Annotated in this window: 8 protein-coding genes; 4 read left to right on the forward strand and 4 right to left on the reverse strand. The window is 65.0% G+C overall.

What is annotated here, in order from left to right:
- The first annotated feature begins 124 nt into the window (after positions 1-124).
- The 4 genes from ubiE to ACOYYX_RS33120 all read left to right on the forward strand — a co-directional run bounded on the left by ubiE (position 125) and on the right by ACOYYX_RS33120 (position 3,954).
- Positions 125-895 (forward strand): bifunctional demethylmenaquinone methyltransferase/2-methoxy-6-polyprenyl-1,4-benzoquinol methylase UbiE, encoded by a 771-nt coding sequence (ubiE, locus tag ACOYYX_RS33105; RefSeq protein ID WP_422926932.1) that lies wholly within the window; start codon positions 125-127, stop codon positions 893-895.
- A 322-nt stretch (positions 896-1,217) separates the two neighbouring features.
- The gene (locus ACOYYX_RS33110) at positions 1,218-2,123 is read left to right on the forward strand and encodes an SDR family NAD(P)-dependent oxidoreductase (RefSeq protein WP_422926933.1); all 906 of its coding nucleotides are present in this window, start codon (positions 1,218-1,220) and stop codon (positions 2,121-2,123) included.
- Positions 2,104-2,976, forward strand: a complete 873-nt coding sequence (locus ACOYYX_RS33115; RefSeq protein ID WP_422926934.1) for a UbiA-like polyprenyltransferase — start codon at positions 2,104-2,106, stop codon at positions 2,974-2,976. Before ACOYYX_RS33110 ends, ACOYYX_RS33115 begins: the two co-directional genes overlap by 20 nt.
- A gap of 87 nt (positions 2,977-3,063) precedes the next feature.
- On the forward strand, positions 3,064-3,954 hold the full coding sequence (locus ACOYYX_RS33120) for an ADP-ribosylglycohydrolase family protein (protein WP_422926935.1): 891 nt from the start codon (positions 3,064-3,066) through the stop codon (positions 3,952-3,954).
- A gap of 69 nt (positions 3,955-4,023) precedes the next feature.
- Here the strand turns inward: ACOYYX_RS33120 and ACOYYX_RS33125 are convergent, their stop codons facing one another.
- From ACOYYX_RS33125 to ACOYYX_RS33140, 4 genes are all read right to left on the reverse strand, one after another.
- Positions 4,024-7,791, reverse strand: a complete 3,768-nt coding sequence (locus ACOYYX_RS33125) for an FG-GAP-like repeat-containing protein (protein ID WP_422926936.1) — start codon at positions 7,789-7,791, stop codon at positions 4,024-4,026.
- A 151-nt stretch (positions 7,792-7,942) separates the two neighbouring features.
- Positions 7,943-8,872, reverse strand: a complete 930-nt coding sequence (locus ACOYYX_RS33130) for a nitrilase-related carbon-nitrogen hydrolase (RefSeq protein WP_422926937.1) — start codon at positions 8,870-8,872, stop codon at positions 7,943-7,945.
- Between the two features lie 66 nt (positions 8,873-8,938).
- Positions 8,939-9,640: a tetratricopeptide repeat protein gene (locus ACOYYX_RS33135; protein WP_422926938.1), complete on the reverse strand. Its 702-nt coding sequence runs from the start codon at positions 9,638-9,640 to the stop codon at positions 8,939-8,941.
- A gap of 288 nt (positions 9,641-9,928) precedes the next feature.
- Entirely contained in the window at positions 9,929-14,137 is a 4,209-nt protein-coding gene (locus ACOYYX_RS33140) for a protein kinase domain-containing protein (protein WP_422926939.1), read from the reverse strand.
- Between the last annotated feature and the right edge of the window lie 306 nt (positions 14,138-14,443).

A 14,443-nucleotide genomic window follows, 5' to 3' on the forward strand; every position in this document is an offset into this window, starting at 1 on the left:
AGGCCCCGAGGTCGTCTCGACTTGAGATGAGTCCTCGCGGCTCGAGAGTGTCTCCAGGACGCCTTCGAACAGCGACACCGCCACCTACCCGGCCAGAGAGCGTAGACGGTTGAAGGGATCGAGCATGCCCACGGAGATGGTGTCGCCGGAGAGCACCCAGGAGCGGGGACTCGTCGACAAGTCCTCGACTCGCGTCCGGTCGATGTTCGCGTCGATCGCCGGCAAGTACGACTTCCTGAACCATCTCTTGAGCCTGAACATCGACAAAGCCTGGCGAAGGTTCACGACGAAGATGGTCCCGCCGACGCCCGGCATCCCCGTGCTCGACTGCTGCACGGGGACCGCCGACTTGGCCCTCGCCTACCACAAGGCGGGGCGCGGCCAGAGCCCGATCGTCGGCTCCGACTTCTGCTACGAGATGCTCGAGATCGGTAATCAGAAGGTCCGCAAGGCGGGGGCGGATAGTCGCATCGCCCTCATCGAGGGGGACACCCAGCGCCTCCCCTTGCCCAGCGATACCTTCGGCGTGGTGACGGTCGCATTCGGCCTCCGCAACGTGAGCGACACGATCCGGGGCGTCGACGAGATGATCCGGGTCGCCCGGCCCGGCGGGAAGGTGGCGATCCTCGAGTTCTCGAAGCCGAGGGGTGCGTTCCTCGGCCGGCTCTACCTCACCTTCTTCCGACACATCCTGCCCAAGGTCGGCCAGACGATCTCTCCGAACAACTACTCGGCGTACTCCTACCTGCCGGCAAGCGTGCTCCAGTTCCCCGATGGCCAGGCGATGCTCGACCTCCTGGGAGGCCGGGGCCTCGTCGACGTGAAGGAATACCCGCTCACGTTCGGGATCGCCACCTTGTACGTAGGGGTCAAGCCTGAGACGGCGACGAGTTGAGGCGTCGGACCTCGCGGCGCACTCCAGCTCCGAAAATGGATGACTCGCTTGACGGCGGCCGTTTCGTACTTCGTTTCCCGTGAAACATTCCCGGACGTGAGCCCCCTCGAGATCCTGTTGACGTACAAGTGGGCTGGGGCCATAGTCTTGCCCGCGGTGCCCGATTTGCACCATCCGGCGAGAACGCACGCGAAAACGCGTTGTTTCACGGTGGTTCGGACCTGCGACCATCCCGGCAACGCCAATCCCCAGTACAACACGCCGAGGGCTGGAGAGATGCTTCCCCCGCCCCTCTCACCCTCGATAGGAGTAACTTGAGGTCATGGCAGAGGCTCCCACACCGAGGCTCGTATTGGTCACCGGGGCTTCCGCCGGGATCGGTGCCGCCGTGGCTCGCGAACTAGCCCGCCAGGGTTTCGACCTGGCCCTGACGGCTCGACGCGCCGATCGCCTCTCGAAACTCGCCGACGAGATCCGCGATGACGTGAGCCAGCGGAACGGACGCGTTCCAAAGGTCGACAACTTCACCGCCGACCTCGACGACCCGAAGACGCCGGAGACGCTCATCGCCGACGTCGTCGGCCGTTGTGGACGACTCGACGTCCTCGTCAACAACGCGGGCTTCGGGCTCCCTGCCCTCTTCTCCGAGTCCGACCCGGCCGAGATCCGTCGTCAACTCGAGGTCAACTTCGTCGCCCCACTGATGCTCGCCCGATTCGCGATGCCCCACCTGCTCTCGAGCAAGGGGATGATCATCAACGTCGGCTCCTCGATCACCAGCGTCCCCAATTCAGCATTAGGGGCCTACGGCGCGACGAAGGCTGGGTTGGCTTACTGGAACGACGCGATCCGACGCGAACTCAAACATCGTGGAGTGCGCGTCTGCCTTGTCGAGCCGGGGCCCGTTAAGACGGAGTTCTTCAGCGCCCTCGAGAAGCTCGCGCCGCCTGGCCATGCGTACAATCCGATGCTCGACGCCCCTGCCCCGTGGATGTCGGCGAAGGTTGATGACGTCGCACGGCGGATCGTGCGTCTGATCGACAGACCGAAACGACGTTTGTCAGTGCTCAAACGAGTGGTCTGGCCGTTCCGGATGATCGGCGGCCTGTTTCAGATTTGCCCTCCCCTGGGAGACCTGGCGCTCTCGACGATGGCGCAGCACTTCGATCGCAAGGGGGACCTTTCGCGAGTGAAACGGAGCCAAGGCGATGCTCGGCCGACTGAATGACCTGCTGGGGATGATCAAGTTCAGCCATACTCTCTTCGCCCTCCCCTTCGCCTTGCTGGGAGCGGCGCTGGCGGCGCATCGCCCGGATGGCTGGCATAGTCGGCTCCAGGATTGGGCAGGGATCATCCTCTGCATGGCGACGGCCCGCTCGGCCGCGATGGCCTTCAACCGACTTGCCGATCGGTTCATCGACGCGAGGAACCCGAGGACCGCGATGCGGCACCTCCCGAGTGGTCAGCTCTCCGTCATCTCGGTGGTCGTCTTCACGGTGGTGACGTCGCTCGGCTTCATCGCCGCGACTCTGCTTTTCCTCCCGAACCGCTGGCCTCTCATCCTCTCGGTCCCGGTGTTGCTCTGGCTGCTCGGTTATTCGTATGCCAAGCGGTTCACGAGCCTGGCCCACTTCTGGCTCGGTGCCGCGTTGATGCTCGCGCCGATCGCCGCCTGGATCGCCCTCCGAGGCGACCTGCAGTGGCCCCCAGTCCTGCTCGGCCTCGCTGTTCTTTTCTGGGTTTCCGGCTTCGATATCATCTATGCCTGCCAGGACGCCGACTTCGACCGACAGTCTGGCCTTCACAGCATCCCGGCCCGGATCGGGATCCGTAACGCCCTGCGCCTGGCCGCGGCCTGCCACGCGATCATGGTCGGGACCCTGATCGCGCTAGGTTTTGCTTATCCGATGGGGATCGTCTACTTCGTCGGGGTCGGGGTCGTCTTCGCCCTGCTCCTCTATGAGCACGCCATCGTCCGACCCGATGACCTGAGCCGGGTGAACGTCGCCTTCTTCCAGGTGAATATCGCGATCAGCATGGGCCTGCTTGCCGTCGGCGTCGCGGATTTGCTAACTCGCTAAAGCCCTGGATGCTCGACGACCTGGCAAGGGCATCGATCATGACACGGGCTTCGGGCTACAACGTGCCCTGATTGAGAGACGGCGACAATGGCTCAACTCCGTCCCGATCATGCCGAGCGGATGCGACGAGCCCGACTCGGCCTCGATGGCCTCTCCGTCGGCGATGCCTTCGGTAGTCGCTTCTTCAACGCCCCTGACTCGTCGAGGTCCGTCCCCGCCTCCCCCTGGGCTTACTCCGACGACACCGAGATGGCCATGGCCGTCGTCTCGAACCTGGATCGATTCGGATGCATCGAGCCCGACACACTCGCCCTCGACTTCGCCCGCCGTTATCGAGCCGACCCCTATCGAGGCTATGGCCTGACGGTTCGTCGCGTCCTGGACGACATTGCGGAAGGGATCCCCTGGAGCCAGGCCGCGCGCCTCGTCTATAGCGGGCTCGGCTCGATGGGAAACGGCGGGGCGATGCGAGTCGCTCCCATCGGCGCCTACTTTTTCGACGACGATTGCGCGATGGTCGAGGAGGCTCGGAAATCGGCCATGACGACGCACGCCCATGCCGAAGGCCAGGCCGGGGCGATTGCAGTTTCGGTCGCCTCCGCTTGGGCTTGTCGGAATGCGGGCCGCCAGCGATCGGGGAAAGCGATGCTGGAATTCGCCGCGGAGCATACGCCTGCTGGTGTGACGAGGGATGGAATCGAACACGCCATCGAACTCGACTTCGGCCTGACCATCGAGGCCTCGGTGGAAGTACTGGGGAATGGCAGCAAGATCACCGCACCGGATACGGTGCCCTTCGCTCTCTGGTGTGCCGCGCGGCACATCGACGATTTCGCCGAGGCGCTGTGGTCCGCGACCCTGGCTGAAGGCGACAACGACACGAATGGCGCGATCATCGGGGGCATCGTCGCGCTGGCCAACGGCCCGAACTCGATCCCGGGCGACTGGCTCGAGGCAAGAGAAGCTCTGCCCTCGTAAGACCAGGGCCGTCGCGATCGAATCGCGACGGCCCTCGGCGAGTCTCGGTTCGATGTCGATCGGCTCGACTCAGGCTCCGGGACGAGTCTGGTACTCCTTGAGATATCGATCATAATCCGGGTCTCTCGGCCTCTCTCCTTCCAGGCCGAAGGGGTATGCGGGCATGCCCTTCCAAGGCATAGGCTCGATCGAGTCGCTTGTCGCAGTGAAAGGATCGGCGTCCTTGCAATAGCCGAACGATCGCAGCACGTAGCTGCGGGTCCAGCCTTCGGGCAGATCGGGCAGCACTTTCGCGTCGAACTCGAGGCGAATCTCGTCGCCGGGCCCGACGATGCAGAACTGGTCGTCGTCCGCGTTGAGCAAGCGGACGACGTCGCCATATCGCGTGAGGCTCCCCGCCATCCGAGCGAGCGGGGCCGGGTCGATGTGGTCATAGTCGTACAGCAACGGGAGGCGTCCATCCGGCGAGGCTTCGCGCGTGTAGCCCCGATCGCCGAGGACTGCCCGGCTCGCCATCAACGATGAGACACGGATCGAAGCCTCTTTTTCTCGCAAGGCGACGAAGGCCTGATCCCAGTAGCACTCCATGTTCGTGCGGAGCCGAAGGACGCACTTCCCTCCCGTCAGCTTCCCCGTCAGGTCGAGCGTCGTCATCCTCGGCAAACCGGCCGGATAACCGGCGTGGGGCTCGATGAGTTCCCAGGTCCCGTCGTCGCGACGACGCTCGATCGAAGGCGGGGTCAGCGTGACGCCCGCCGTGGCGGCGGCGTAGTTCGTCTGCGAGTAGGGGTACTCCACCCAGCCCGCGAGGCAGAGGACGAGCGGAGCCTTGGGGTCGAATCGACTGAGTCGGTCGCTGAAGTCGAGGATAATCCCATGGTCCTCGGCGTATCCAATCCAGCGATTCCTGCGTTTGAAGGTGTCGACCGTGCGACGATCCCAAGCCTTGAGGGTCTCGGTCATATCGCGGCCTTCGAGGTCCGTCGCCTTCTCGGGCTCGATGTTCTGACGCCAGGCGATCAGCTCGCCGGTGGGCCGAGGTCCTTCGGGCGCGAATCGCTCGTCGGGGGTCGACTTGATCCCGGGGGGGTTGTCGACCACGTCGAGGACGAGTTTGTCGATGTACGCGACCTCATCCATCGGCTCGGTGATCGAGAGTCGGAAAGTCCCCTGCTCCGCCTTCAGTTGATCGGCCGCGATCGCCACCGACTCGTCGCGATCCGGCTGTCCATACAAGCCCGGGGCGACGAGATAGCCGAGGCCCCCGCCTCCAAGGAAGTCACCCAAGCAGACGAATCTCTCTCCGTTCCACGTGAAAAGTACGGGGCAGCTCCCCGTCTTGCGATTGTGCTCGGCGAGGGTCAGCCGCTTGTCGCCGACGATGTTGAGCTCGGATTGCATTGTGCCGTCGGGCCAACGGAGCCGGAGCAGCGCGGCCTCCTGCACCTTACCCAGCCCGAGCACGATCGGCTGGATCGACTGGGCCAGGCCCGCCTCGAGGGTCGTGTTGGAGAACGGGACGTGGAGCCCCTGCCCCTCCAGGGTGAGTCGCGTGCCGATGCCGTGGGAGTTCGTCCGCATCTGCTCGGGCCTGATCTTCCATCGCCCCGAAAGATCGATCGAGAGCCAGTGATTCCCGTTCCCGAGGTTCCGCGAAATCCTCGGCACTTCGCCTCCCGAGACGAGCAGGAGATCCGGGAGGGGGTCGCCGATGAGATCGCCCAGTGAGAATCCGACGAGCGGCGACTTCATTGCCGGATCGGGCCCGAGGGCCAGGGCGCTCGACTCGAGCCGCTTCCCGTCGTTGTGGGCCCAGGCCGGAGCGAAATCGTCCTTGCCGCGGGTGATGCCGACCAGATCAGGCCAGGTGTCGAGGTCGAGGTCCGTGGTCATGGCGACCGTCCAGGCGGTCGCGTTCGTCGGCCAGGACTCTCCGAAGATCGGGCGATTCTCGCTCGACCGGTCGAATTTATTCCGCCAGAGGACAACCCGTTCTTTCGCCGAGGTCGCGGCGAGGTCGGGGAGGCCATCTTTATCGAGATCAGTGACGAGCAGTCCCGAGACCGGTTCTTTCAATTCGAGGCCGGCGATCTCGGCGGTGTGGAATCGTCCGAGCCGATCGTTGAGCACCGCCTGGGCCGGCAACCCATCGGCGGTAAGGACGAGGTCTAGATCGCGGTCGTCGTCGATGTCGAGCACGGCGACGGCGGTGTGGAGGTTGGCTCCGCCCGTCAATGCCTCGGCATCCGGCCAGGGGGTGAAGGCGATCGACAGGCCGGCGGTGACCTTCAAATCCTCGCTCGCTGTGGCCAGGGGTGCCCAATTATCGGCGGGGCGGTCGGCCATCGGGGCGGGCTTGCCGTCGTTCCGGTAGGCTCGATTGGCGAGGCCCGTGACGGGCTTCTCGCCGAAGGCCTGATCCGCCAGCTCGGCTGTGGTGTAGTTCACGACGTAGAGGTCGAGGTCGCCGTCCTGATCCAGGTCCACCCAGCGGGCGGTGAGGCTGAGCCCGGAGACGTCGAGGCCTGATGTCCTGGTGATGTCCTCAAAAGCCTTGCCCGCGTTGCGGAGAAGACGACTGCTCGTGGCCCCGGTCACGAAGAGATCGATGCGACGATCGGCGTCGAAGTCCCCGGCGGCCACGCCGAGGCTCGCGCGGTCCTCCGGAAGGGCATACGCCTGGCTCGCGTCCTCGAATTTTCCGTCCCCCTTATTGAGGAGGAGTGCGTCGCGAATCCCCTTGGGCCCGACGACCGCGGCGGTGAGGTAGAGGTCGTAGCGACCATCGCCGTCGGCGTCGAAGCTCGCAACCGCGGCTCCGAAGCGCGATCGGACGCGACCGATCAGGGCGTTCGGTCCCTGGAAGTCGGCGTCGTTGACCCAGCGATGACCTTCCGGCAAAGCCACATCGAGGGCCTTCGGGACCTCGAATCGCGGCGCCGGCCCCGACTCGGGTTTGACGCTGGTGAGCTCGACCGGGTTGATGATCGTGGCATATCGCCCCATCTCGCCGTACGTGTTCTTGGCGAGTTCGCCTGTGCCCACGACGGTCTGCTCGGGGTTGAGGACCTTCCAGGACTTGAGGAGTTCCCCTTGCTTCGCGCGGTCGCCCGACCACCCATAGGCGGCTTGCAGCTTGTAGAGAGTCGTCACGAGGTAAGGATTGCGCTCGAGGGCCTTGGAATAGATCTCCACGAGTTGCTTCGCCTGCTTCGGCCCCGCGGGACGATCCGGGTTCTCGGGATCGACGAGCGTGCTGCCGACCTTGAAGAGGGCGTGGGGATCGTTCGGGTCGCGCTCGGCGACGAATTTGTAGTCCGCGTGGGCCTCGGCGATCTTGCCGGAGTCTTCGAGGATGATCGCGCGGGAGTAGTGCGCGTGGAGGTTTTCGGGTTCGCGTTCGAGCACCTCATCGAGCAGGTGGAGGGCCTCGTCGTGGCTCGACCGACCGGAGCTCGGACCTCCCCTCCCCTGCTTCGCCGACTCGTTCTGGTTTCCGGTCTTGTTCAGGAGGCCGATAGCCAGGTTAATCGTCCCGGGGATCCAGTCGGGCGCACGCTTGTTGACCTCGCGAAAGGCCTCGATCGCCTTGTCATATTCGTAACGCTCCATGTGGCCCAGGCCCTTGAGATGGGCGTTGACCACCGCCGTCATCTCCGGAGGGGGGATCTCGTTGCGCCTCGGCGCGGCCTCGGCCGTCGGCGTCACCTGGATCTTCCCTTCGGCCTGGGCCTTCGGTGCCTTCTCCGGCTCGGCGGGGGGTTCACCCTGGCATCCCAGGATCATCATCACGACGGCCAAAATGAACCACGCCACGGCGCGGCATGGAATCCGCATGATGGCTCTCCGATGCTGAATCATTGGATATGAGAATAATAGACCCGCCGTGAGTCCCCGTTGGAGAGGGATGCCGGCGGTTCCATGATAGCGAAACCGATCGCCTCACGCTCGGGTTGCGAAGGGCCGGAGCGTGACGAATCGGGGCGACTCAACTCTCTTTCGAAGGAGGCTTGAGACCTCCCTTGAAGGCGTCGAGGGAGTAGGCCGAGGTCCGCAGGTGGTTCAGCATGTGGTGGCCTGAACGTCGCTCCCGCTCGGCCCTGAGCGCCGCGATGTCGATGGGTGCGACGACGATCTTCTCCCCTGGGCCGGGGTCGGCCTGGGCGAGGATTCTTCCGTCGAAGTCGACGACCATACTGCCGCCCGGCCAAGAGAATGGCGGGTAATGTGAAGCGCTTGCACCTTGATTCGCAGCGACGACGTAGCCGAGATTCTCGATCGCGCGGACTCGATTGAAGAGGGTCCACCAATCCATGGGAGGGGTCGCGCCCCAGGGGTCCATGTAGGCGGAGACGCGGATCAGGACCTCTGCCCCGCCGAGGGCCAGCGCCCGGATCGCCTCGGGGAAGAGCCAGTCATAGCAGATGGCGACGCCGAGGTTTCCGATCTCCGTCTCGACGACCGGGAACATCGGCTCGTCGTACCCGGGCAGGTCGTGGGGGCTGGCGTGGACCTCCCAGGGCAACCAGGGATTCACCTTGCGATAGCGGCTCAGGATCCCATCGGGTCCGATCAGACACGTCGTGTTGAAGACGACCCCGGGCCACTTTCGATCGACCTCGAGGAACGTGCCGGTCTGGATCCAGACGCCCCGCTCCTTCGCCTTCGCCACGTAACGGTCGGTGTGCTCGTTGGGGATCTCGACGGCCAGCCGATCGCTGAGTTCCTCGACCGTCTCATAGATCGGCGCCGAGTGCGCGAACTCGGGGAAGACGAGCAGCTTCACGTCGAAAAATGGGCCGTATCCCACCACGGCGCGGTCGACCATCCCGAGGAGGGTGCGGACGCGTTCGGGGATCTCGCTTCGATCCCGAGGGCAGGGAAGATCGGTCTGACAGGCGGCGGCGTAGTAACGCAACGATGAGGCCGGCAGCGGACCCTCTCCTTTCGGATGGGCTGGACGCCGCCGGAATCGGGACCTCGATTATTGCCCCGCTCGGTCGACGGGGGTCGCGGCGTCCAGAAAGGCTGCCAGTGTGGCGTCGGGCTTCCGATCGGTCAAGCGGAGGAAGACGTCGGAGGCCTTTTCCGTCCGGCCCGAGAGATACCACTGGGCCCCGAGCACGAGCCAGCCGTCACGGTCCTGGGGCTCGGCCTGGAGGTGGCTCTCGAGCTTCGCGACCTGCCTGGCGAAGTCGCCCGGTTCCGCGTAGAGGGACTGGATGTCGAAGGGCTTGGTGAGCCAGCCCGGTTCAGCCGTCTGGGCCTCCCGGAGGTGATTCGCCGCCTCATGATACTGCCCTCGCACGAGGGCGATCTGAGCGAGTCTGGCCCGGGGTATCGCCGAGTGGGGGTCGGTGCGTGCGGCCTGTTCGTAGCGTTCCTCGGCCTTCCGATAATTCCCGGCGCGGAACAATCGGTCGCCGAAGGTCACATACTGCTTCGCACGCGCTTCGTCCCCCGCCTTCTTCTGTTGGACGGCAGGTTGCGGATTGGGGGCCGCGGCCGGGCGAGGAACGGCGGGGAGCGGACCTGCCAGCCCGTAGCCATTCCAGGCGGGTGAGAAACCCGGAGCCGGAGCGGGTCCAGGATATGGAGCCGGTGGCCCGAACATCGAGTTGGGGGCGTTGAAGGCGACGGGTACACCGCCGGCCCCGACTGTGCTGTAGAAAGGTAGCGGGTACATCGCCCAACCGGGACTGACGGCAAAGGGAATGAAAGGCCCCCTGCCCACGGGTCCACCGCTACTACCCCCATGCCCCTGGTGACCGCCGTGGTGGTGCGATCCACCCGCCAACACGGGAACAAGAAGGCAAACGCCTATCGGAGCCATCAGTCTGGATTTCCATGACATGGATGGTCTCCCTCCTCTCCTTGGCGACCTTTGACACTCCCCTACTTAATGATTATCGCGATCCACCCTCAGAAAAGGCAACCGACGGTCTCGAAGTCGTCCGGCTGCGTTGTCGAGCTTTTAGCGATTCTTGGTAACCCGACGACGCTGTGGAGGATTGACCAGGATCTGGAGCCGACTCAGATCCGACCCGACGTCGAGCCTGGAACGCCCAGGGTGGAAGCTGGAGTCCAGCGCGAGATCCCCCGGGGCGACGTTCGTCGCGTGGATCCGGTTGTAGAGGCGCGTGCTGAAGTTGGTGGTCGTCCCGTTCCTCGTCGCGCCGGTGACCGAGTGCATGTGGGTCGCACCCCAGAGGTCGACCCACTGGCTCTGGACATCCGCAAAGCGGTTCGTGGCGAGGGCCACTCCCGATCGATTCGCGAAGACGAAGACATCGAAGGCGTCATTCGTGGACTGCCAGAAAAGAAGACCCTTATCGAGCGAGTCGTGTTCCACGTGAAGCAAAACGGCTTCCCTGGCGCCCTTCTCGAATCCCGACTCGAAGGCACAATTCCGCGACTGCAACAGGATGGGCCGGTTCGGGCCCGGATCTTCTCCGGGCCAGGGGGCGAGGGATACAAAGTTTCGCTCCCCGACGACGGTGCAATGGTCGAGCAGCACATTGACGTCGAATCGGTCGCGGGCCACCCTGCTCGCCCGCAACCGCAACGCATTCGATCCGGCGGCAATCGCACAGTTGGTCAGCGCCAGGGTACTCCGTCCGACGTCGGCGGTGAGCGCATCGCCCCCCGTGATCAGGAGCGTGTCCACGAGTCGACAGAAGTGTCGGTCGGGATTCGTCTCGAAGGGGCTCAGTTGTGAGTCCAGTGGGCGGGTGCTCGTCGCGAGGTATGAGATCAGGTTCCCGCCGTTGGTATCCGCCTCGCCAGGTGCGACGAGCCAGCAGCGGTTCAGGACAATGTGCCCGTTCTCGACTCGCACCAGGGCTTTCAACTCCCCCGAGCCATCGCGTGTAAGCCTGACGTCGCTCAGGACGAGGTCGGCGTCCCGGACCTGGATGAGCGCGTCTCCAGAAGCGCCGCTGCTCGCCGTCCAGGCGAGGGGTGCCCCCCCCCGCGCCGGCGGGTGCTCCGGCAAGACCTCGAGGGAGATCCCCCTGGGCATCTCGATCGGGGAACATTCGCGTTGGCCGATGCCGCGGACACGGACCCTCACGCGTTGATCGCCGGCCTTCACCTCATCCTTGAGAAAGCGACCGAGGTCGCCCTGCCAGCGTGAATCCGAGAGGTCGAAGAAGACCTCGCGAATCGGGCTCGCCTGTCGCTTCGGGTTGGCGGCCGGAGCCGGGGAAGGCTTCGGTGTCGGTATCGGGGCCGTGGCCGTCGTCGAGGTGGTTTGACGGCCTTGCGAGAGCACCGGGAACCCGAGTCGCTTCGCCTGGGCGTCGGGCGATTCATCGCGGACGACAGGAGCCCGGGTTGCCTGGACGGTTCGAGGGGTCGCCTGAGGCAGGATCACCGGAGGCTGGGCGAGGTTCGGGACCTGGGGCGGGGTGAAGGCCCCGAGCGTCTTCTCGTTCAGGAAGTGGGTCGGAGAGGCCACGCGAGCCAACGTCGGCCGGAAGTCCCGAGCGACCGACTCGAAGTCTTCGGGAGTGAGTCGTTCGGGGATCGTGGTGATCGCCCACGCCGAAGCGACTTCCTGGCTCTGAGGATCCGAGCCGCTCCAGGAGTTGCGGACGGCCGCGAGGTTTGCGAGCTTCGTGGCCCTCGATTCGGAGACCATCCACTCACGCCATCCGAAGTAGCGGTTGTGATCCCCCTGCCAGTTGAGGAACTCGCCGGCTCCACCACCGCCGGAAGGAACCACGACCAGGCTTGTCGTGCCGGGACCATCGATCCTCGCGAAGGCAGAGGCGAACGCCTGAACGATCGGGGCCCTACGCTTGCCCCCGCTCGAAGGCACGTCGGAGAAGTCGAAGATCGCCCCCCTGCCCGCCAGGATGCTGCGGACCACGGAGAGCTTGCGGTCGGTGTTCGGCTCGGCCCCCTTGCAGGTGACGAGAGGTTCCCGCATCCCGAGGAGCAACGACCGATTCACGACGACCTCGGAGCTCCCGCCTCCCAACTCGAGCACCGTGAAAGGGCCTCCACGAACGAGGGTCGTCTCGATACGGATTCGACTCGGCCTGAGCGCCTCGAGGGTGCGGACCAACGCGAACGGCTGATTGCGAGCGTTGAGCACCGTGACGGTGCAGTTCCGCAACGTGAGCGATCCCCCCTTGCTCTGGAAAAGCACCGACTGTCCCTGGCTCAACCGTTTGAGGTCGACGAGCAGATCCAGGCCATCCAGGATCAGGCTCTTCCCCTCGAGGTTGAAGACGGCGGGCTGCTCCCGACCCGTGGGCTTCTGCGGCGGCTCGATGCTGATGAGGGGACGAAATCCGGGTCGGGCGCGGATCAGGCGAAACTCACCCAGCATGCGGATGTCATGCTCGAAGAACGGCCCGTTGTCGGCGACCTCGATCGTGCCGGCGGCGACCTCCAGACCCTGCCGTAGCGAGGAATACTGGGTGGGATCCCTGGGATCGACGACGCGCCGAATCGTGACGAGCGGCCCTGGGACCGAGTCCGGGATCGCCGCCTCGGCCCAGGCGGGGATGTACTTCCCATCCCCTTCCCCTCCGAAGCTCAAATCCGCAGGCACGTTGCCAACTGTGTCAGGGGGCTCTTCCCATTTCGACGGCGGAGCCGACTTCTTCGTGGCGATCGACTTGATCGCGGCGTCCGGCTGATTTAGCGAGGGGCTCGCCGCGGCCGTCGAGGCGACGACTTGAGGCGTGACCTTCGGGTTTGCCCTGGGCTTCGGGGCGGGCGTTTCCTCGGCTGTCGGAGAGACGGGTTCGGTCTCGGTCTCGACAACTTCGGGCACCTCCCCCACCTCACTCGTCGTCGCCTTGATGAGTTGATGGACGCCGATGACGAGGCAGATGATCCCGAGGCCCACGAGCGACCACTTCGTGATCCACTGTCGCGAACCGTCGTCGTATTTGCGGGACCCCGCCGCGACGGCGGCCGCATACTGCTCGTCCACCTCGTCCTCGTCGATCAGCGAAGTGATCGACGGCTTTGGGTGAGCGGTCACCGTCTCGCCTCGCCTGGGCCGGCTGGAGACCGAGAGAGCCCGGTTCGACGAAGGATCGACGCTTATGTCGTCGTCGAGCGCGGCCAGCTCGGCCAGCGAGACTTCGGCGACGGGCGACGGCTTCTCCTTGGACACCAGCCCGGAGAGCGGGGCCAGCTCCGTGAGGTTCAGGAGCGGGAGACCATCGTTATCCGGAGTCATCCCCGGCTCATCATCCACGAGGGCGAAGAGCCCCCCATTCGGGTCCGGGTCCACGGACTCGACCACGGCCGCATCGTCCCCTTCGATGAGAGCGAAGATGGGGGCCTCGGCGGTGCTACCAATGCGCTCGGTCGTCGGCACCGTCGTGAGTGCCTGGATGAGCGATGGGTAGTCCTTGAACCGCTGGTCCGCCTTCTTCGCCATCATCCGCTTCACGAGCGCGGCCAGTTCGGCGGGGACGTTGGGGCGGACGTCACGGACGTCGGGCGGCGGCGAGAGGCAGTGGCGGCTCAGCTTGTCGGCGACGTCCCCGCCCGGGAATGGAGGCTTGCCTGTGAGCAGGAAGTACAGGGTGCAACCGAGCGAATACATGTCGCTCTTTTCATTGGTCGCACGGCTGTCCCTCGCCTGCTCGGGCGACATGAAGTCGACGGTTCCGACGGTCGTCCCCTCTCGGGTCACTCGCTCGTCATCCTCGTCGGCCTGGAGCGCCAGTCCCAGGTCGATGATCTTGACGTTCCCTTCGGGGGTAACCAGCAGGTTTGCGGGCTTGATGTCCCGATGGATGAGGCCCCGGGTACTCGCGAAGTGGAGCCCCTCGGCCACCTTCGTGATGATGGCGACGGCCTCGGGGATCTGCAGCGGGCCTCGGCTCTTGACGCGGTCGTGGAGGTCGCCCCCCTCGACGTATTCGAGGACGAGGTAGTGGCGGCCGTTGTCCACGCCCCGGTCGTAGATCGAGACGATATTCGGATGCTGCAGTGCCTCGGCGCTCTTCGCCTCGCGGTTGAACCGCTGGAGCAGCGACGAGCTCTTGGCGAGGCTCCTCGGCAGGACCTTGAGGGCGACTTCGTGACCGCTCTCGTCGTGGACGGCCTTGAACACGGAGCTCATGCCGCCCGAGCCGAGCGAATGCAGGAGCCGATAGCTGCCGATCCTCGGCTCGGGATTGCCGACGATGATCGAGTCAGGCTCGCTCATTGAATGCCTCGGTCCTCACCCGCGAAAGCCCCGGCCGAAATTTGAATGCCCCAGACACCCTCGCCAGGCTTGCACGACGCAAGGGATGCGGCCCGGTTCAAGAATCGAGGAAATCCAAGGCAAGAGGTGACACCCTGAACATTCTATACGGAGCCGCGACCACTGACGACCCCCGCCCTGCCCTAATGGATCAAGACTCGACGACGGCGCCCTTCCGTCGACACAACAGAGGAGTCGCCATCGAATTCCCGGGAAGGAACTCGGACGGTTCGTCGCTCAACGAGGTTGACAGTGTGCCTCCATCCT

The organism is Singulisphaera chitinilytica, assembly GCF_049331405.1.
GTDB lineage: Bacteria > Planctomycetota > Planctomycetia > Isosphaerales > Isosphaeraceae > PoT.